At 48.4% G+C, this 17,275-nt stretch carries 19 protein-coding genes; 14 read left to right on the forward strand and 5 right to left on the reverse strand.

Annotation, left to right across the window (positions count from 1 at the left end):
• Positions 1 to 33 precede the first annotated feature (33 nt).
• The 4 genes from topA (at position 34) to ACE3T3_RS07310 (ending at position 4,662) form a co-directional block, all read left to right on the forward strand.
• A complete protein-coding gene (gene topA / locus ACE3T3_RS07295) occupies positions 34 to 2,673 on the forward strand; it encodes a type I DNA topoisomerase (protein ID WP_374665479.1) in 2,640 nt (879 codons plus the stop codon).
• 319 nt (positions 2,674 to 2,992) lie between these two features.
• Complete coding sequence (locus tag ACE3T3_RS07300) at positions 2,993 to 3,199, forward strand: hypothetical protein (RefSeq protein ID WP_374665481.1); 207 nt, start codon at positions 2,993 to 2,995, stop codon at positions 3,197 to 3,199.
• A gap of 4 nt (positions 3,200 to 3,203) precedes the next feature.
• Positions 3,204 to 3,962, forward strand: a complete 759-nt coding sequence (locus ACE3T3_RS07305; RefSeq protein ID WP_374665482.1) for a hypothetical protein — start codon at positions 3,204 to 3,206, stop codon at positions 3,960 to 3,962.
• A 127-nt stretch (positions 3,963 to 4,089) separates the two neighbouring features.
• Entirely contained in the window at positions 4,090 to 4,662 is a 573-nt protein-coding gene (locus ACE3T3_RS07310; RefSeq protein WP_374665484.1) for an HdeD family acid-resistance protein, read from the forward strand.
• Between the two features lie 69 nt (positions 4,663 to 4,731).
• Here the strand turns inward: ACE3T3_RS07310 and ACE3T3_RS07315 are convergent, their stop codons facing one another.
• Entirely contained in the window at positions 4,732 to 5,181 is a 450-nt protein-coding gene (locus ACE3T3_RS07315; protein WP_374665581.1) for a carboxymuconolactone decarboxylase family protein, read from the reverse strand.
• Between the two features lie 105 nt (positions 5,182 to 5,286).
• Between ACE3T3_RS07315 and ACE3T3_RS07320 the strand changes: the two genes are divergently transcribed.
• From ACE3T3_RS07320 to ACE3T3_RS07345, 6 genes are all read left to right on the forward strand, one after another.
• Complete coding sequence (locus ACE3T3_RS07320; RefSeq protein ID WP_374665486.1) at positions 5,287 to 6,426, forward strand: glycerate kinase; 1,140 nt, start codon at positions 5,287 to 5,289, stop codon at positions 6,424 to 6,426.
• Positions 6,427 to 6,660: 234 nt separating this feature from the next.
• The gene (locus ACE3T3_RS07325; protein WP_374665488.1) at positions 6,661 to 6,933 is read left to right on the forward strand and encodes a hypothetical protein; all 273 of its coding nucleotides are present in this window, start codon (positions 6,661 to 6,663) and stop codon (positions 6,931 to 6,933) included.
• Between the two features lie 44 nt (positions 6,934 to 6,977).
• On the forward strand, positions 6,978 to 8,966 hold the full coding sequence (locus ACE3T3_RS07330) for an ATP-dependent helicase (protein ID WP_374665490.1): 1,989 nt from the start codon (positions 6,978 to 6,980) through the stop codon (positions 8,964 to 8,966).
• A gap of 89 nt (positions 8,967 to 9,055) precedes the next feature.
• Positions 9,056 to 9,307 (forward strand): RNA recognition motif domain-containing protein, encoded by a 252-nt coding sequence (locus ACE3T3_RS07335; RefSeq protein ID WP_374665492.1) that lies wholly within the window; start codon positions 9,056 to 9,058, stop codon positions 9,305 to 9,307.
• Positions 9,308 to 9,545: 238 nt separating this feature from the next.
• Complete coding sequence (locus ACE3T3_RS07340) at positions 9,546 to 10,049, forward strand: DUF6586 family protein (protein WP_374665493.1); 504 nt, start codon at positions 9,546 to 9,548, stop codon at positions 10,047 to 10,049.
• Positions 10,050 to 10,153: 104 nt separating this feature from the next.
• Entirely contained in the window at positions 10,154 to 10,432 is a 279-nt protein-coding gene (locus ACE3T3_RS07345) for a hypothetical protein (protein WP_374665495.1), read from the forward strand.
• Between the two features lie 68 nt (positions 10,433 to 10,500).
• Here the strand turns inward: ACE3T3_RS07345 and ACE3T3_RS07350 are convergent, their stop codons facing one another.
• From ACE3T3_RS07350 to ACE3T3_RS07365, 4 genes are all read right to left on the reverse strand, one after another.
• Complete coding sequence (locus ACE3T3_RS07350; RefSeq protein WP_374665497.1) at positions 10,501 to 12,216, reverse strand: cation:proton antiporter; 1,716 nt, start codon at positions 12,214 to 12,216, stop codon at positions 10,501 to 10,503.
• 142 nt (positions 12,217 to 12,358) lie between these two features.
• Positions 12,359 to 12,514, reverse strand: a complete 156-nt coding sequence (gene rpmG, locus ACE3T3_RS07355; RefSeq protein ID WP_001205031.1) for a 50S ribosomal protein L33 — start codon at positions 12,512 to 12,514, stop codon at positions 12,359 to 12,361.
• A 12-nt stretch (positions 12,515 to 12,526) separates the two neighbouring features.
• Positions 12,527 to 12,763, reverse strand: a complete 237-nt coding sequence (gene rpmB / locus ACE3T3_RS07360) for a 50S ribosomal protein L28 (RefSeq protein WP_000048256.1) — start codon at positions 12,761 to 12,763, stop codon at positions 12,527 to 12,529.
• A gap of 163 nt (positions 12,764 to 12,926) precedes the next feature.
• Positions 12,927 to 14,375, reverse strand: a complete 1,449-nt coding sequence (locus ACE3T3_RS07365) for a coniferyl aldehyde dehydrogenase (protein WP_374665506.1) — start codon at positions 14,373 to 14,375, stop codon at positions 12,927 to 12,929.
• Positions 14,376 to 14,491: 116 nt separating this feature from the next.
• On the opposite strand from ACE3T3_RS07365, the gene ACE3T3_RS07370 reads away from it, so the two are divergent.
• The 4 genes from ACE3T3_RS07370 to ACE3T3_RS07385 all read left to right on the forward strand — a co-directional run bounded on the left by ACE3T3_RS07370 (position 14,492) and on the right by ACE3T3_RS07385 (position 17,266).
• Entirely contained in the window at positions 14,492 to 15,193 is a 702-nt protein-coding gene (locus ACE3T3_RS07370; protein ID WP_374665508.1) for a TetR/AcrR family transcriptional regulator, read from the forward strand.
• Positions 15,194 to 15,402: 209 nt separating this feature from the next.
• A complete protein-coding gene (gene purU, locus ACE3T3_RS07375; protein WP_374665510.1) occupies positions 15,403 to 16,269 on the forward strand; it encodes a formyltetrahydrofolate deformylase in 867 nt (288 codons plus the stop codon).
• 16 nt (positions 16,270 to 16,285) lie between these two features.
• Complete coding sequence (locus tag ACE3T3_RS07380; RefSeq protein WP_374665511.1) at positions 16,286 to 16,492, forward strand: hypothetical protein; 207 nt, start codon at positions 16,286 to 16,288, stop codon at positions 16,490 to 16,492.
• 9 nt (positions 16,493 to 16,501) lie between these two features.
• Complete coding sequence (locus ACE3T3_RS07385) at positions 16,502 to 17,266, forward strand: TonB-dependent receptor (protein WP_374665513.1); 765 nt, start codon at positions 16,502 to 16,504, stop codon at positions 17,264 to 17,266.
• The last annotated feature ends 9 nt before the right edge of the window (positions 17,267 to 17,275 follow it).

The raw sequence follows: 17,275 nt of genomic DNA on the forward strand, positions 1-17,275 counted from the left end.
AGACCCATTAAAAAACAGGATTAACGGTTAATTATGGCGAACGCTCCTCGGTCCACATCCAAAAGCGCGGCAGCAAAAACTGATGCTGGGAAAAAACGTGCCTTAGTGATTGTGGAGTCGCCTGCAAAAGCGAAAACAATCAATAAATATCTTGGTTCAGACTACATTGTGAAGTCATCAGTAGGTCACGTCCGTGACTTGCCGACTGGCGGTTCAAGTAAAACGGCAGAAAAGAAACCTGCAGTGCGGGTCAAGCTGACCGATGAGCAGAAGGCTGAAAAAGCCCAGCAAGCATTGGTCAACCGCATGGGGGTTGACCCTGAGCACGACTGGAAAGCCAAATATGAAGTGCTTCCGGGCAAAGAAAATGTAGTCTCGGAACTGAAAAAGCTTGCTTCGCAGGTTGACGAGGTCTATCTCGCAACGGATTTGGACCGCGAAGGGGAAGCTATCGCCTGGCACTTAAAAGAAGTGATCGGCGGCGATGACTCACGCTATCAGCGCGTGGTGTTCAACGAAATTACCAAAAATGCCATTCAGGAAGCCTTTAAGCATCCGTCACGCTTAGATACCAATAAAGTCAATGCTCAGCAGGCACGCCGTTTCTTAGACCGCGTTGTCGGCTTTATGATTTCACCATTGCTGTGGGAAAAAATTGCCCGCGGCTTGTCGGCTGGCCGTGTGCAGTCGGTTGCAGTCAAGCTGGTGGTGGAGCGTGAGCGTGAAATCCGCGCCTTTATTCCAGAAGAATACTGGCAAGTGTTTGCAGACACCAAGTCTCAAAAAGATGACATCCGTCTTGAAGCGGTGAAGCAGGGCGGCAAAACCCTGAAACTGCGCAACAAGGCTGAAACCGATGCGCTGCTGAACCTGATTAAGGACGCCGACTATACGGTGTCGACCCGTGAAGATAAGCCGACCAAGGTCAATCCAAGCGCGCCGTATATCACTTCAACCCTGCAGCAGGCTGCCAGCACCCGTCTGGGCTTTTCGGTGAAGAAAACCATGATGCTGGCGCAGCGTCTGTACGAAGCCGGTTTCATTACCTATATGCGTACCGACTCCACTTTCTTGAGTGATGATGCGGTGAACATGGTCCGCGGCCATATCGAATCAGAATTTGGCGCCAAATACCTGCCGGCGAAACCGAACCGCTATGGCAACAAAGCCAATGCGCAAGAAGCCCATGAAGCGATCCGTCCTTCAACGGTTGGCTTAAAAGGTGACAGCTTAGTCGGTGTGGAGCGCGATGCGCAGCGCCTGTATGACCTGATTTGGCGTCAGTTTGTGGCCTGTCAAATGACACCGGCAGAATATCTGTCTTCAACCATTTTGGTTGATGCTAACGGCGTCGAGCTGAAAGCCAAAGGCCGTACGCTGGTCTTTGACGGCTTCACCAAAGTGCGCGGTCAAAACAAATCTGATGATGATGTATTGTTGCCTGCAGTGAAAGTCGGTGAAGTGCTGAAACTGGAAAAACTCGATCCATCGCAGCACTTTACCAAACCACCTGCACGTTTTACTGAAGCCTCTTTGGTGAAAGAGCTTGAGAAAAAAGGCATCGGCCGTCCGTCAACTTATGCGGCGATTATTTCGACCATTCAAGACCGCGGTTATGTGAAACTGGAAAACCGCCGCCTGTTTGCCGAGAAGATGGGCGAGATCGTGACCGACCGTCTCGATGAAAGCTTCAACAACTTGATGAACTACGACTTTACCGCAGACCTTGAAGGCCAGCTGGATAAAGTGGCTGAAGGCGACCGCAACTGGAAAGAGCTGCTGAACAGCTTCTACGGCGACTTTAAAAAACGCCTGACCAATGCGCAGGGTGAAAACGGCATGCGCCGCAATCTGCCTGTGGAAGTGGCTGCGGTGCATTGCAAAGAATGCGACCGTCCAATGCAGATCCGTACCGGTACAACCGGCGTGTTCTTGGGCTGCTCAGGCTATAACCTGCCGCCAAAAGAACGCTGCAAAGGCACGCTGAACTTGACTCCGGTGGAGTCATTGGCCGCCCTGTCCGATGATGATGCCGCTGAAACGGCAGATCTGATGTCGAAAAAGCGCTGTCCAATTTGCGGCACCGCGATGGACAGCTACGTGATTGACGGCGGGCGCAAACTGCATATCTGCGGCAACAACCCAGACTGCAGCGGCTTTGAAGTTGAAGAAGGCGAGTTCAAGATTAAAGGCTATGACGGCCCGACCATTCCATGCGATAAATGCGATGGTGAAATGCAGCTGAAAAATGGCCGTTTTGGTCCATACTTTGCCTGCACCAGCTGTGAAAATACCCGCAAAGTTTTAAAGAATGGCCAGCCAGCGCCGCCGCGTGTCGATCCGATTAAAATGGAACATTTGCGTTCAACCAAGCATGATGATTTCTTTGTGTTGCGTGACGGCGCTGCAGGTTTATTCCTTGCAGCCAGCAAGTTCCCGAAAATCCGTGAAACCCGCGCGCCGAAAGTGGCTGAACTGCGCAGTGTTGCGGAACAGCTGGATCCCAAATACCAGTTTATTTTGCAGGCGCCGGATACCGATCCTGAAGGCAACCCGTCTTTGGTGAAATTCAGCCGTAAAAACCAAGCGCAGTATATTGGTTCTGAAAATGCTGAAGGCAAGCAAACCAAATGGTCGATGGTGTATCAGGACGGCAAATGGGTTGAAGCTTAAGCTTTGATTGCTGAGAAAAATTAAAAAAATGCTGGCGGATGCCGGCATTTTTTATATGCTGAGTAATCATTATTATTCAGCATTATTGAGCTGGAGATGATTCCGATCCGTTCACTAAGATTGATGGCCAGTTTAAAAGATTGCTGATGACACGGGTGAAAGGCAATTTCTGGCCGTATATTTGAGGAAGAGTAGGGCAAACTCGCGGGCCGAACGGTGATTTGTGAACTATTTGAAGAAACGAGTGTTCAGATCAACCAGCTGTACAGCGCGGATGATCTCGGGTAATTTTATGAACCGAATTGAAAGGTGATTGAAATTGCGTCCGTTTTTATGGTTTATTGCATTCCGAATAATCGGTACTCTGGGTGCAGAACATAGCGGATATGATTGGTTCAGTTTGGCCGCAGCGTGCTTCAAGGCGGAATTGAACAGCCAGCGCCTGCTGTATCAAAATATTTGGGATCACTTTGTGCATCGCCAGCCTTCTGTGCATTTAAAAATAACGAAAACGGCATTGAGTTGAATCTATGTGGAAAAAAATTCGGATTGCCTGCCTGCTGCTGATTTTGCTGATCGTAGCGGTCAACGCATGGAAAGATAAAAATCAAGATTGGAGCAAGCCGGTTTTTGTGCTGCTGCATCCGATTAATGCAGATGGCTTAGCCACTACGCAAAAATATATTCAGCAGCTGTCCATTCAGGATCTGCAAGGGGCGCAAGCTTATTTGCAGGATCACGCCCAGCAGTACCGTGGACAGCCGACGTATTTCTATTTCACCATGGGCCGTGAGCTGAAAGCGCTGCCGCCCAAAGTGCCGGAGCATGCTCAGCTTTGGGATGTGATGCTGTGGAGCTTGAAATTCCGCTATTACGCGTGGCAGCAGTATGAAAAGGCGGATGGCGCGCCGAGCTTGATCTTATTTTTGAATTATTATGATCCAAAACAAACCCGTGAGTTAAAGCATTCAACCGCGCTGGAAAATGGCCGCATTGGCTCAGTAAATCTATTTGCTTCAAAAAAGCAGGCTGAGCAAAACAAAGTGGTGCTGGTGCATGAGCTGCTGCATGCCTTTGGCGCAACGGATAAATATGAAATGGCCACGGGCCAGCCTGTTTATCCGGCTGGCTATGCTTATCCGGATCAAAAACCTTTATTTCCGCAGGCCAAAGCCGAACTGATGGCGGGGCATATTCCCGTTTCGCAAACAGCAAGCAAGATGCCGGATGGCTTGGCGCAAACCTTGATTAATGCGCAAACGGCAAAAGAAGTCGGCTGGATCAAATAGGCGCTATTGGGGATAACGCAGAACTTATCCACAGCTGCAGCAGCCAATGTGAATAACTTTGGCGCTTTTGCTTCGCGCCAGATCGTGTTAAAACTAAGGCATCCTTATGTAAGACTTGAGAATAAGCATGAAAACTGTAGGAAATGATTTAGTGCGCAGTCAGCTGCACCAGAACCGTAAGTGGTATATCGGTTTGGGGATTTTGCTGATGATTTTCGGCATTGTTTTGCTGGCGTCACTGCCTTTTGCCACATTGTCCGTAGTGTTTATTTTTGGCATGCTGATGATGATCGGCGGCATTCTGCATTTTATCGCAGCATTTAAGATTTTTAATGGCGGATTCCGCTGGCTGTGGGCGCTGTTTGGCTTGCTGTATTTAGCTGCGGGCTATTATGCATTCACGACGCCAGTAAAAACGGCCATTGTGCTGACCAGCCTCTTGGCTATTGTTTTAATTATTGCCGGTGTAATCCGTATTGTTAACGCGATTCTATTCCGGACTTTGCGCGGCTGGGGCTGGACCTTGCTTTCAGGCCTGCTGACGCTGGTTACTGGCATCATTATCTTAAAATCACCTGATGCGCCGTTTTGGGTGCTGGGGCTGTTCCTGGCTGTGGATATTCTGTTCCAGGGCATCAACTATTTAACTTTTGCGTCTTACATTAAGCATGATGTGCCGCAAAGTTCAACGGATGCTTAAAGCCTTTGAACGGCAAAAGCCGAAGCCATGCACTTCGGCTTTTTTCATGGATTTTTTGACATTCAGCGCTTAGGGCTTAACGCTGTAGCGGCTGCTGATGGCAATGCGGTTCCATGCATTAATCACAATCGCCAGCCATTCCACAGCGGTAATTTGATCATCCGTCAGGAAAGGCAGCGCATCTTCATACACGGCATCGGGCACTTGGCCTTCTGCAATCAAAGTGATGGCTTTCATCAAGCTAAGCGCAGCGCGTTCAGACTGATCATAATATTCGGTTTCACGCCAAGCATTCAGCAAGGCAATCCGCTCAGCTGTTTCACCTGTTTTCAGCGCATCTTGCGTGTGCAGGCGGATGCAGAACGCGCATTGATTGATTTGCGAAGCGCGAAGTTTCAGCAGGTGCGCAAAGCCTTCATTCAGCTGGGCCTGCTGTACTTTTTGCATTGCCAGCGCATCCAGTTCGGCGACTTTTTTATATAAATCCGGGGCTGCCTGAGCTAAATTAATTCGGGACATCATCTTTTTTCTGACCTTAAATTTTGAGCTTGATTTTATTTAGTCTAAAGGAAAAGATCGATGAAACATGCTTCACTTTGCAGGATGAATAAAAAAAGATCCAAAATGAAAAGATTTGTTTTAGCGCCGGATTCATTCAAGGAAAGCCTGACTGCACAGCAAGCCTGTGATGCCATGCAGCGCGGCATTTTGCGGGTTTTCCCCGATGCGCAGTGCATTCAAGTGCCTATGGCAGACGGCGGAGAGGGCACAGTAGATGCGCTCATCGCGGCCTTGGCTGGACAGCGGGTGGAATGTGAGGTGAAGGGGCCGTTGGCGGGGCAGAGGATCAACACTTATTGGGGATTGGTCGACAGCGGCAAAACCGCGGTGATTGAAATGGCTAAGGCCAATGGCATTGATTTATTAACGCCCGAACAGCGTAACCCTTTAAAGACTTCAACCTTTGGCACGGGTGAAATGATCGTGCAGGCACTGGATTTAGGCGTGACGAAGATCATTCTGGGTTTAGGCGGCAGTGTGACCAATGACGGCGGCGCAAGCATGGCAGAGGCGCTGGGTGCAAAATTTCTGGATGTGCAGGGAAATCCTGTACACGCTTGCGGCGGCAGCCTGAACCGCATTCAGAGCGTTGATTTAAGCGGCTTAGATGTGCGTTTAAAGCAAACAGAGGTCATGATTGCCAGTGATGTGAATAACCCGCTCTGTGGGCCAAATGGCGCGTCTTATGTGTTTGGGCCGCAAAAAGGCGCAGATGCAGAGATGGTCAAGCTTTTAGATCAGAATCTCAGTCATTTTGCCGATATCGTTGAAACAGGAATTGGCGCTTCATATCAGCATATGGCAGGTGCGGGCGCTGCAGGCGGTTTGGGTTTTGGCTTGCTGGCTTTTACTGGTGCTAGTATTCGTTCTGGTGTGGAATTGGTCATTGAGCAGTATCATTTGGCGGAAAAAATGGCGCAGGCGGATTATGTGCTGACGGGTGAAGGCAAAATTGATTTTCAAACGCAGTTGGGCAAAACGCCTTATGGGGTTGCGCAGCTGGCAAAGCATTTGAATAAGCCTGTGATTGCTTTTGCGGGATTGCTGGGCGAAGGCTTTGAGGCGCTGTACGATTTAGGCTTTAGTCAGATGATAGGGATTAACCCGTCAGGCTGTACTCTGCAGGATGCTTTGGACAATGCGGAAAGAAATTTAGAAGAGTCTGTTGTTCTTTTCTCTTTACTTTTGAAAGATCAAAAGTAACAAAAATCTTTTATTGCGCTGAAGGTATATCCATATACCTTCAGCGCAAAAGCGACATCCATGTCGCTATTGTGTATCTGATTTTTGGAAAATTATAAAAAAGAGGTAGGTATTTAAATGACCGATATATTATTGAGCTTAGTCACAGGGGTGATATCAGGGATTATTTCTGGGCTTTATACAGCGATAATTGGTGCTAAATATACAGCCTTCTAAGAAAATAAAAGAGAAATTTTGAAAGTGCTAAGAAGTATTCATTATGATGAAAAATATTTGAAAGGTCATGAAGATAGTGAATTAAATAGGATATTTTTAGCATCTTCAGACTTATTAACAATGAAACAAATAGATGCAGGAAAAGTAATTCGATTCCATTATGGAAAATTGGTGAACGATATCGATGGAAAATCTGATAAAAATATTTTGAGTGAAGGAATTCTTTTAGATTTTCAGAAAGCAGTAAATGAGCTTAAGGTGAATAAGCTGGAATTATTGAAGTTTTGGTAGGCAGCTCTGTTAAACTAGCCGTCTCCCTAGCGCGATGAGACACCATGAGTTTAGCCAGCCTGATTGATGAATTAAATCCTCAACAACGACAAGCCGCCATTACAGAAACCCAGCACAGTCTGGTCTTGGCTGGCGCGGGCTGCGGCAAAACCAAAACCATTGTGGCGCGTGCTGCTTACCTGATTGATCAAGGGGTACCGGCCAACCAAATTCAAATTCTCACCTTTACGCGCCGCGCGGCCAGCGAAATTGTAGCGCGGGTGGAATTGGCGCTGGGCGATCAGGCCAAAGGCCTGCGTGCATCGACCTTTCACACCTTCTGCATGTACTTGCTGCGCCGCATTCCCAATGCCTTTGGCCTAGAGCAGTTTTCGATTATCGACCGTGATGATCAGATGATGCTGTTCCGCTTGATCCGCGGCAAAGACGATAAAAAGAATCCGAATCAGCTGCCGAAACCGAAAGAACTCTGCGACCTGTATTCTTTTGCGCGCAATACCCGTCAAAAACTCAGTTTGGCGCTGGAAAAACAGCTGCCTGAATTTTTGGACATGAAAGACGAAATTGCGGAGATCATGAAAGAATATGAAAAACGCAAGCATGACCGCAGTTTTTTGGACTATGACGATATTTTAGCGGTGGTGGCATCGGCTTTGGCGCAGTCCGAGGGCTTGGTGGATTATGTCTCTTCCATTTGCCAGCATATGCTGGTTGATGAAATGCAGGATACCAACCCTTTGCAGTGGGCGCTGCTGGAACCGCTGAAAGATAAAGTGCATCTGTTCTGTGTGGGCGATGATGCGCAGTCGATTTACGGTTTCCGCGGGGCAGATTTTGAAAATATCCATCATTTTAAAGAACGGGTGCCGAATGCGCAGATCTTTAAACTGGAAAAAAACTACCGCTCGACACAGGAAATTTTAGACCTGTCGAACTGGCTGCTGGATCAAAGTCCGATCAAATACGATAAGCATTTGGATGCGTACCGCGGCGACGGGATCAAACCGAAAATGCATATTTTCCCGAATGAATTTGATGAAGCTAAATGGATTGCGGTCGATATTAAAGAACGCCACTACCTGCAAGGCGCGAAATGGAATGAACATATGGTGCTGGTGCGTTCCAGCTTTGCCGCGCGCCATATTGAGGCCGCCTGCATCGCCGGCAATGTGCCGTACCGTTTTATTGGCGGCATGAAGCTGCTGGAAACGGCGCATGTAAAAGATCTGCTTAGCCTGCTGCGCGTGGTGGCGAATCCAATGGATGATATCGCCTGGATGCGCTTTCTGACTTTATGGAACGGCGTGGGCGATGTTGGCGCGAGCAAGCTGTCGCATCAGCTGCTGCTGGAGCCTGAAATGGATGCCATTGCGCAGAAATTGGAAAAATTCGGCAAAGTGCCGGATCAGGCCATTCTGATGATGAAGCAGATGATGGTGATCCGTCAGGAAGTCAAAGAATGCGTCAGCCTTGCGATTCAAGCCATTGAAGAACAGCTGTCGGAAAATTACAAAAAAGACTGGCACCGCCGTCAGGGCGATTTTGAGCTGGTGAAGCAGCTGGCATCTAAACATGGCCAGCTCAGCGAATTTTTAGAAGAGTATGTGCTCGATCCGGTGTCGATTTCTGAAATTGAACGCCAGTCCGAAGATGATGTGGTCACGCTGATCACCATCCACTCCGCCAAAGGCACAGAGCAGAAAGTCTGCTATGTGGCGAATGTCTCTGCCGGGCAGTATCCGCATGCGCGCGCGCAGGGCAATTTTGACGAAGTGGAAGAAGAACGCCGTGTGCTGTATGTGGCGCTGACCCGTGCGCAGAATGAACTGATCTTGACCAAGCAGAATCTGAATATGTGGGCGCGCGATACGGTGGATGAGCAGGGCCGCACGGTGCAAAGCTATTTTCTGAATGATTTGACCCGCAATTTATGCACCAGCGAAACGCATTACCGCCCGCGGGAACAGACGGTGAAAAGCGCGCTGATTGAACGCAAGTCGATTAATTTAGATTTTGGCATCGATCTCGATTAAAATAGCCCTTTGGCGTGAGACCTCGCGCAAGTTCAAAAAGCAAAAATAGGCAAATGCTTTTTGATGATGCTGCCTATTTGGAAACATAAATGAAAATTTTAGTACGTAACTTAGAGCGTTCGATCACTGAAGCGGAGCTGACTGAGCTGTTTAAGCCTTTCGGCAAAGTGGAATCAGCCGTGGTTGTCATGGATCAGGAAACGAACAAATCAAAAGGCTTTGGTTTTGTGGAAATGCCGAATGGCCGTGAAGCTGTAAAAGCGATTAAAGGCTTGAACACCCTGAAAGTGAAAGGCATGGGCATCCGCGTAAAAGCTGCGGAAGATAAGCCGCAAGCTTAAATACAGAAAAAGGAGCAATGGTTGCTCCTTTTTTTAGGCCTGCATGGCGGGCAGGCTGAGATCGATATTGATAGATTCCGCTTTAAAAACGGTGAAGAAGAATGTCCATGAAAACTGTGAAAGTCAAACGCAAAATCTATTTAATTGAAATCGATCGTCCATAATATTTATTGTGATTTAGCCAAAATAAAGTTTAAGCTTAATCGTGTAGCAAACGCCCCAATTTAGGAAATTCAGAATGTCCCGTGTCCCCCGTTTCCATGCTGACCGCACCAATCAAAAACTGTATTTTGCCCGCCTTGCCTGCCAGCAGGCCGAGCAGGTCGATCATGTTCAGCAAGCGCAGGCGCTGCGTGAGTCTGCTGTATTTCATCTGCAGGGCGCAGTTTTGGCTTTTCTGCAGGAATTGGTGCGTTACTACCGCTTAAATGATCCTGCACCCACTTTAAAATCAATTGAAGACACTATGGCGGCCAAAGGCCAGGTTTCTCCAGAAGTCTCAGTGATGCAGCAGCTGGCGAAACAGGGTTTTATTGCAGAATTGAAGCGCGCGTACCGCATGTGCCAGTATGCGCCTGAACCGTCAGCGCCAGAGCCGGAAGATGAGACCTCATCCAACTTGATTATTAAAGTGACGCAAACGCCGCAGGCTTGGCTGCCGGATACCAAAATCCTGCGTGAATGGCATCGTGAACTGACTCAGCTGATTGACGGTTTCCGCAATGAAATGGTGGAATTCTAAGCCAATGCGCGGCGCTTGAAATTATAAAATCGGCCCCGATATATAATTATCTAAGCAATGCAAAGCGCATGTGCCTTTGCCGCCATGTAGCGCATGGAGGAACTATGTCTATAGAGCAATTGAAAGAGTTATTTGGAAATCAGGAAGCGGTTTTGGAACTGGTTCAGCTGGAAAGCGGTGAATTGGCGTTGCGCAATGCTGGGTCTGAAAAAGAGCCCCTGGTCACAATTCAGTTTAATGAAGAAGTGAAAGCTTTATTGGGGGATCAAACTCCTGTGGTTGCACAGCAGATGATTCAGGCTGCCTTGTTCAGCCTGCTGGAAAAGCAGGTCAATGAATGGCAGGCAGAAGTAGTTGATGAAAAACCGCAGTTTATGAGTTAAAAGAATCGAATCTAAAAGATAAAAAAACGCGCTGAATAGCGCGTTTTTTTATGGCTGAAAATGGGCATTTAATGCGTCGGCGCTTCATGATGCGCAATTTGGATTTGGTTCAAAATATGATTGCTCATGTTTTTCGCCATTTCCTCTTTGGCAAAATACACTTCGCCAATATTGTCTTTGCGGATCACTTCGGCTTCTTCCTTGCTTTCTGCACAGACCAGCACTTGAATTTTCGGGTTGAGGGTTTTGGCGATATCGACAATTTTATGAATATCCAAAATATCCATCGGCGACAGCACCAGCAGGCGCGCATGCTGAATATGCGCTTGAATCAGCACGCTGGGTTCGGTCGCGAGGCCGCACACGGCCGCAATGCCTTTTTCACGCAGGGTTTCAACAATTTCACGGTTTTCTTCCGCGATGACCACTTTAATCTCTTCATCCATCAGGCTGCGGGTAATGCGGCGCCCGACTTCACCATGGCCCACAATCACCACCTGATCGCGCAGGTAATCCTGTGAGACCTCATCGGGCAGCATGGCCAGGGGGTCAGCGCTGCGCTCCAGCAAACGGGCCAAATTCGAGCGTTCACGGATCCAGTTTTGAATCGGCTCCACGGCAGAAAAGACAAAAGAGTTCAGGGTAATGGAAATCAGCGCGCCGGCTAAAATAAGGTTCTGTCCTTCCATTGACAGCAAATTCAGCGAAACGCCCAGCGCTGCTAAAATGAACGAGAACTCGCCAATCTGCGCCAGGCTGGCGCCGACTGTCAGCGCGGTATTGATGGGATAGCGGAAAAACAGCACCAGCGCCATGGCGGCAATGGTTTTGCCGATCATAATGATGGCGATTACCGCCAATACATGCAGCGGCTGCTCAATGATAATGCGCGGATCAAACAGCATGCCGACAGAAACAAAGAACAAAATGGCGAAAATTTCACGCAGCGGCAGGGTTTCTTCTTCCGCGCGGTGGCTGAAGTCAGACTCTTTCACCACCATGCCGGCAAAGAATGCGCCCAAGGCCATCGAGACGCCAAAAAACTTGTAGGCACCAAAAGCGATGGATACTGCCGCGGCAACAACAGTCAGCGTAAACAGTTCGCGTGAACCTAAGCGCGCCACAATCTGCATGATCATCGGCACAAGGCGCTTGCCGATAATCAGCATAAAGGCGATAAAGCCGGCGACTTTCAGCAGGGTGATGCCCAGCATCAGCCAAATATTTTCATCCGCGCTGCCTGCCAAAGCTTGCCCGCCCAGCAGCACCGCTGTTGCCGGCAGCAGCACCAAGGCCAAAACCATGACCAGGTCTTCGACCAGCAGCCAGCCGACGGCAATTTTACCGTTGACGGAGTTCAGCAGGCCGCGGTCACCTAAGGCTTTCAGCAGCACTACCGTACTGGCGCAAGACAGGCTCAGGCCAAAGACTAAGGCAGAACCAAAATTCCAGCCCCACATCATGGAGACGCCCATGCCCAGCAGGGTTGCAACAGCAATTTGCAGAATTGCGCCCGGCAAGGCGATGCGCCGTACCTGCATTAAGTCATTCAGGGAGAAATGCATGCCGACGCCGAACATCAGAAACATGACGCCCAGTTCGGCCAGCTGGTTGGCAAGGTGGATATCCCCAACGATGCCAGGGGTGTTGGGGCTGATAATGATGCCGGCAACTAAATAGCCAATCAGCGGCGGAAGGCGCAAACGGGCCGCTACATAGCCAAAAATTAAAGCTAAGCCAAAACCGACAGCCAGCAATATGATGAGTTCTACATCATGGGGCACTAAGAACTCCTTAAGCCAAAGTTAAGGGGAATGAAAATAAGCACAAAAAATGCCAAAAATATGAAGAAAGTGTAGCAAGCAGAGTAAAAAAAATGCAAAAAAAAACGGCCTGGTTGGGCCGTTTTTTCTCAAAAAGCTAAAATTATTTGATTTTAGCTTCTTTGAAAATTACGTGTTGACGGATTTTTGGATCAAATTTTTTGATTTCCATTTTTTCCGGCATAGTACGTTTGTTCTTAGTAGTGGTATAGAAATAACCTGTACCAGCAGAAGAAACTAGGCGAATTTTATCACGCATGGTTCAGACTCCTTAGATCTTTTGACCTTGAGCACGAAGGTCAGCAACAACCTTTTCAATGCCCAATTTGTCGATGATACGCATACCTTTAGTGGTTAAACGAAGACGTACGAAACGTTTTTCGCTTTCTAACCAGAAACGGTGGTGGTGCAGGTTCGGCTCGAACCGGCGCTTAGTTTTGTTGTTGGCGTGTGAGACGTTGTTACCAACGACTGGACGCTTGCCGGTAACTTGGCAAACCTTAGACATGGTGTAACTCCATTGATTTAGCCAACAGCAAATCTGTATGGCCAGTCAAAATAAACGGATGAATTCATTCAAGGGGCGTTTTATATCAAAAATACGCTTAAAAGACAAGCGATTTAATCGAAAACGGAGCATCAACTGGTGTGACCGCTCATGCCTTGATCATTTATCGAAGAAGAGTCTTCGAAATCAGTTTGTGAATCGGCTTATTGAACGGCGGCAGAATGAATTTCAAGCTGTACAGCTTTGGATTCGACATTACTGAACGTTCATGCGACAAACTGAAGAAACCTTCGGGACCATGATATTTCCCCATCCCAGATGCGCCGACGCCGCCAAATGGCAAGTCATCCTGTGCAACATGGGTAAGTACAGTATTCTGTCCGAAATGCCCTGAATGGGTACGCTGTGCGACATAGTCGGCACGCGCCTGATCAAAGTCGAAATAGTATAATGCAAGTGGGCGCGGACGGCTATTAATAAACTCAATAACATCGTCAATTTGATCATATTCCATGATTGGAAGGATCGGCCCGAAGATCTCATGCTGCATAATCTGCATGTCTGGCGTGACGCCGGTCAGCAGGGTTGGCGCAATTTTGCGCACAGCGGCGACATCTTCTTGCTGCGGGTTGATTTCAATGATCTGCGCGCCCTGATCGCGGGCATCTTCCAAATAGCCCTGCAGGCGCTTGTACTGCTTGTCATTGATAATCGAGGTGTAATCCTGATTGTCAGCAAAACGCGGATACATGCTTTCTGCGCAGGCCTTAAAGCGGTCGATAAATTCTGCAGTTGCGCCGCGCGGCAGGAATAAATAGTCCGGAGCAACGCAGGTTTGGCCGGCATTCCATAATTTCCCGACTGCCAGGCGTTCTGCGACATCCTGCAAATCGATAGACGGATGCACCAGCACCGGGGACTTGCCGCCCAGCTCCAGAATAACCGGCACGAGATTTTCAGAGGCAGCCGCCATCACGGTTTTGCCGACATTGGTCGAGCCGGTGAAAATCATCTTATCGAAAGGCAAATGGCTGAAAGCGTCCGAAATCGCGCCGCCGCCATTCACAACCGCAACCAGTTCCTGCGGGAAAGCTTCAGCCAGGGCTTTTTCCAGCACTGCGCCAAAAGCCGCCGATGAGCTGGAAATTTTGATCATGGCGTGGTTGCCGGCGGCCAGCGCGCAAATCAGCGGGCCAATCGACAGCAATAAAGGATAGTTCCACGGCGCAATAATGCCGACAACGCCTAAAGGCTGATATTGCACCCAAGCTTTCGCCGGCTGGTGAATAATGCCGACGTGGCGCTTTGATGGTTTCATCCATCCGCTTAAATGCTTGCTATAATACTTAATGTGTTCCAAACAGGTCAGCAGTTCGCCAATTTTGGTTTCGCTGACGGAACGGTTGCCGTAATCTTGATTAATTGCGTCGGCAAATTGATCTTGGTACTTAACTAAGATACGCTTAAGCCGCGCCAAGCGGTCAATGCGCTCTTTTGCCGTTGGCAAAGGGTAGCGCAAATAAGCGTATTTTTGCTGTTCGAGCACTTCACTCAAGTGCTGAATTTCAAATGAATGTGGTGTCATAGCTGTTGTTTTTGTTTGACTGTTCATGCCGCGCTGCCATATTTTGAATAAGCGATTAAGTAATTTTTAGAGTAAATGCTCTAATTAGTCAAGCCACTTTATGTGTTAGTCATTTAACTCATTGAACTCATGGTTATTTTAGAATGTCCCAAACGAAGACGCTGAAAACAAAAGAACGCATTTTGCAGCTCAGCCTGCAGCTGTTTAATGAGCGTGGAGAACGTTCTGTTACGACCAATCATATTGCCGCCGAATTGGGGATGAGCCCTGGAAATCTGTATTATCATTTCCGCAACAAGAGCGAAATCATCAAAAAGCTGATGGAGCAGTACCAAAAGGAAACATTGGAAATGCTCGCACTGCCGGATGACCGCCAGCTGGATGCCAATGATAAAATCCGTTATTTCCAAGTGCTGAGCAGCCAGCTGTGGGCTTACCGCTTCCTGCACCGCGATGTCTATCATCTGGTGGAAAACAATATTGATTTCCGCAAAATGTATCCGCGTTTTGCCGGTCAGGTGATGCAGCAGGGGCAAAAAATTTACCGCGCCTTTGTGGATGCCGGCCTAATGGAAATGACCAATTCGGAAATTGAAGCCTTGATCATTAACCTGTGGATCGTGCTGACCAACTGGACCAATTTCCTGTACATGTCTGGCCATATTACCGATTCCAACCATCTGGAAGAACGCTGGGTATGGCAGGCGCTGCGCCAAATGGTTTTCCTGGAAGGCGCGTATTTGCGCGGTGAAAGCCGTCAAACCTATGAGCATCTGCTGGAAACCATGGGCGAATCCGAGCTGTTCGCCAGCTTATCCTCGCATAAAGCGGCGGATAGTGAATAGCTTCAGCCCATTCCCGGCGTGCGCAGAATCATCAAAAAAACCGCTCTCAGGGAGCGGCTTTTTATTGGGCGGCGCCGTTTTTTAGCGCTCTAAGGCCAGCCAGGCAGGGCGCTGATGAATGTTTTGCCCGGGCTATTTAGTCTGGGGGTAAAACGCGTTAGAATACTCGGCTTGTTTTTAATTAATTAGATTTAGCGATACACATCAAAATGAATATGTCGACTGCAAATACTGCACGCTTGCTCATTACCTGCGAAGATAAGCCGGGTATTGTGCAGGCTGTATCGAGCTTTTTGTATCATCATGGAGCAAATATTACCGCACTTGATCAATACGCGACTGAAGCTCAAGGCGGGCGCTATTTCATGCGTGTTGAATTTGAATTGGACAGTCTGCAAAGCCGTAAAGAAAATTTGCTGCAGACTTTTGAAAATAACGTGGCTGCCCGTTACAGCATGCACTGGCGTTTGGCTTTGGTCAGCGATGTGAAAAAAGTCGGAATTTTGGTCTCGAAAGTCGATCATGCGCTGCTGGAGCTTTTATGGCGCCATTCACGCGGCGGCTTGCCATGTGAAATCACCAAAGTGGTGTCCAACCATGACGATTTGCGTGAATCGGTCGAAAACTTCGGCATTCCGTTTGAAGTCGTACCGGTGAATAAAGAAAACAAGCGTGAAGCCTATGCAAAAATTGATGAATTGATGCAAGGCAATGACTTGCTGGTGCTGGCCCGCTACATGCAGATTCTGGACGAAGAATTTGTGAAGAAATGGGAAATGAAAATTATCAATATTCACCATTCCTTCCTGCCGGCCTTTGTGGGCGCAAACCCATATAAGCAGGCGCATGAGAAAGGCGTGAAGCTGATTGGCGCAACTGCGCACTATGTGACTGCCGATTTGGACCAAGGCCCGATCATTGAGCAGGATGTCGAGCGCGTCAGCCATGACTTTACCGTTGAGCAGCTGCGTGAACTGGGCCAGGACGTCGAGCGCAATGTGCTGGCGCGTGCAGTGAAATGGCACTTGGAAGACCGCATTATTGTCGATGGCAATAAAACCGTGGTGTTCCAGTAAGCATTTTGAATTTTGAATGAAAAAGGCATACTCAAAGTATGCCTTTTTATTTTTGCGCGCTGCATTTGAAAAAGCCATAAAAATAGCCAAATTAATAGTTGCAAATGAAAACACTTCTCATTTATCATTGAGCCACTTTATTGCGTTAAACGATGCGCTTGATTGCAAATCTAAATGCTGGTTGAATTTTTCAATTTGCAGCGCAATTGCTTCTTCAAGGTAACTGATTTTAATGAGTCAATCTTCTGCCCCCATGATGCCTGCTCCAAATCCAATGAAAAAGAAAGTGATCACTGCGCTGGCAGCGGTCGTGATTGGGCATGCCGGTGTGCTGTGGGCCGTTGGTCAAATGAAGACTCCTGAACTCAAGCCTGTAGAAAAAAAACCGATTCAGGTCCGCTTTGTCAAATTGGAGGAAGCGCCAAAGCCTTTGCCGCCAAAACCAAAGCCAGAACCTAAAAAAGAACCGCCTAAACCGAAAGAAGTGAAAATTGTCGACAAGCCTTTGCCGCCGCCGCCTAAAAAAGTGGAAAAAGTCGAGCAGGTGAAGAAAGCGGAAAAACCGAAACCGGCAGCTAAACCGGCAGAGGCGCCTAAGACTAGCCCGATTGTCTCCTCGGCTATTTCTGAAACGCGCCGTCCAGCGCCAGAACCGGCGCCTGCGGTTAAGCCTGCAGAGCCGCCAGCCCAGCCCGCAGCGCCTCCAGGCCCGAAGAGCCCTTCTTTGGGCGGCGGGGTTTCTTGGCAGCAAAAACCGCAGATCCGCTTTGCGCGAGGCGAGCTGAAAGCATCTTGTTCATTGGTGGTGGTGATTGGCGCCGATGTAAACGGCAAAATTACTTCGACTTCGGTCAAAAATTCCAATTGCAGCCCTGCGGTAGAGCGCAAAGTCGCATATTCTATAAAACGCAGTGGCGCATTGACTAAATATGTCGAAAATGGAGTGGCTTATCCGCTAGTCAATGTGGAAGCGCCATTCGATTTTCAGCTTAAATAACCGGCTAAC

It is taken from the genome of Acinetobacter sp. (assembly GCF_041919735.1).
In the GTDB taxonomy this organism is placed as follows: Bacteria; Pseudomonadota; Gammaproteobacteria; order Pseudomonadales; family Moraxellaceae; genus Acinetobacter.

Coding starts and splice junctions, on each gene's coding strand:
- topA (WP_374665479.1), top strand. CDS start 34: ATGGCGAACGCTCCTCGGTCCACATCCAAAAGCGCGGCAGCAAAAACT.
- ACE3T3_RS07305 (WP_374665482.1), top strand. CDS start 3,204: ATGTGGAAAAAAATTCGGATTGCCTGCCTGCTGCTGATTTTGCTGATC.
- ACE3T3_RS07310 (WP_374665484.1), top strand. CDS start 4,090: ATGAAAACTGTAGGAAATGATTTAGTGCGCAGTCAGCTGCACCAGAAC.
- ACE3T3_RS07315 (WP_374665581.1), bottom strand. CDS start 5,181: ATGTCCCGAATTAATTTAGCTCAGGCAGCCCCGGATTTATATAAAAAA.
- ACE3T3_RS07320 (WP_374665486.1), top strand. CDS start 5,287: ATGAAAAGATTTGTTTTAGCGCCGGATTCATTCAAGGAAAGCCTGACT.
- ACE3T3_RS07330 (WP_374665490.1), top strand. CDS start 6,978: ATGAGTTTAGCCAGCCTGATTGATGAATTAAATCCTCAACAACGACAA.
- ACE3T3_RS07335 (WP_374665492.1), top strand. CDS start 9,056: ATGAAAATTTTAGTACGTAACTTAGAGCGTTCGATCACTGAAGCGGAG.
- ACE3T3_RS07340 (WP_374665493.1), top strand. CDS start 9,546: ATGTCCCGTGTCCCCCGTTTCCATGCTGACCGCACCAATCAAAAACTG.
- ACE3T3_RS07345 (WP_374665495.1), top strand. CDS start 10,154: ATGTCTATAGAGCAATTGAAAGAGTTATTTGGAAATCAGGAAGCGGTT.
- rpmG (WP_001205031.1), bottom strand. CDS start 12,514: ATGCGTGATAAAATTCGCCTAGTTTCTTCTGCTGGTACAGGTTATTTC.
- rpmB (WP_000048256.1), bottom strand. CDS start 12,763: ATGTCTAAGGTTTGCCAAGTTACCGGCAAGCGTCCAGTCGTTGGTAAC.
- ACE3T3_RS07365 (WP_374665506.1), bottom strand. CDS start 14,375: ATGAACAGTCAAACAAAAACAACAGCTATGACACCACATTCATTTGAA.
- ACE3T3_RS07370 (WP_374665508.1), top strand. CDS start 14,492: ATGTCCCAAACGAAGACGCTGAAAACAAAAGAACGCATTTTGCAGCTC.
- purU (WP_374665510.1), top strand. CDS start 15,403: ATGAATATGTCGACTGCAAATACTGCACGCTTGCTCATTACCTGCGAA.
- ACE3T3_RS07380 (WP_374665511.1), top strand. CDS start 16,286: ATGAAAAAGGCATACTCAAAGTATGCCTTTTTATTTTTGCGCGCTGCA.
- ACE3T3_RS07385 (WP_374665513.1), top strand. CDS start 16,502: ATGAGTCAATCTTCTGCCCCCATGATGCCTGCTCCAAATCCAATGAAA.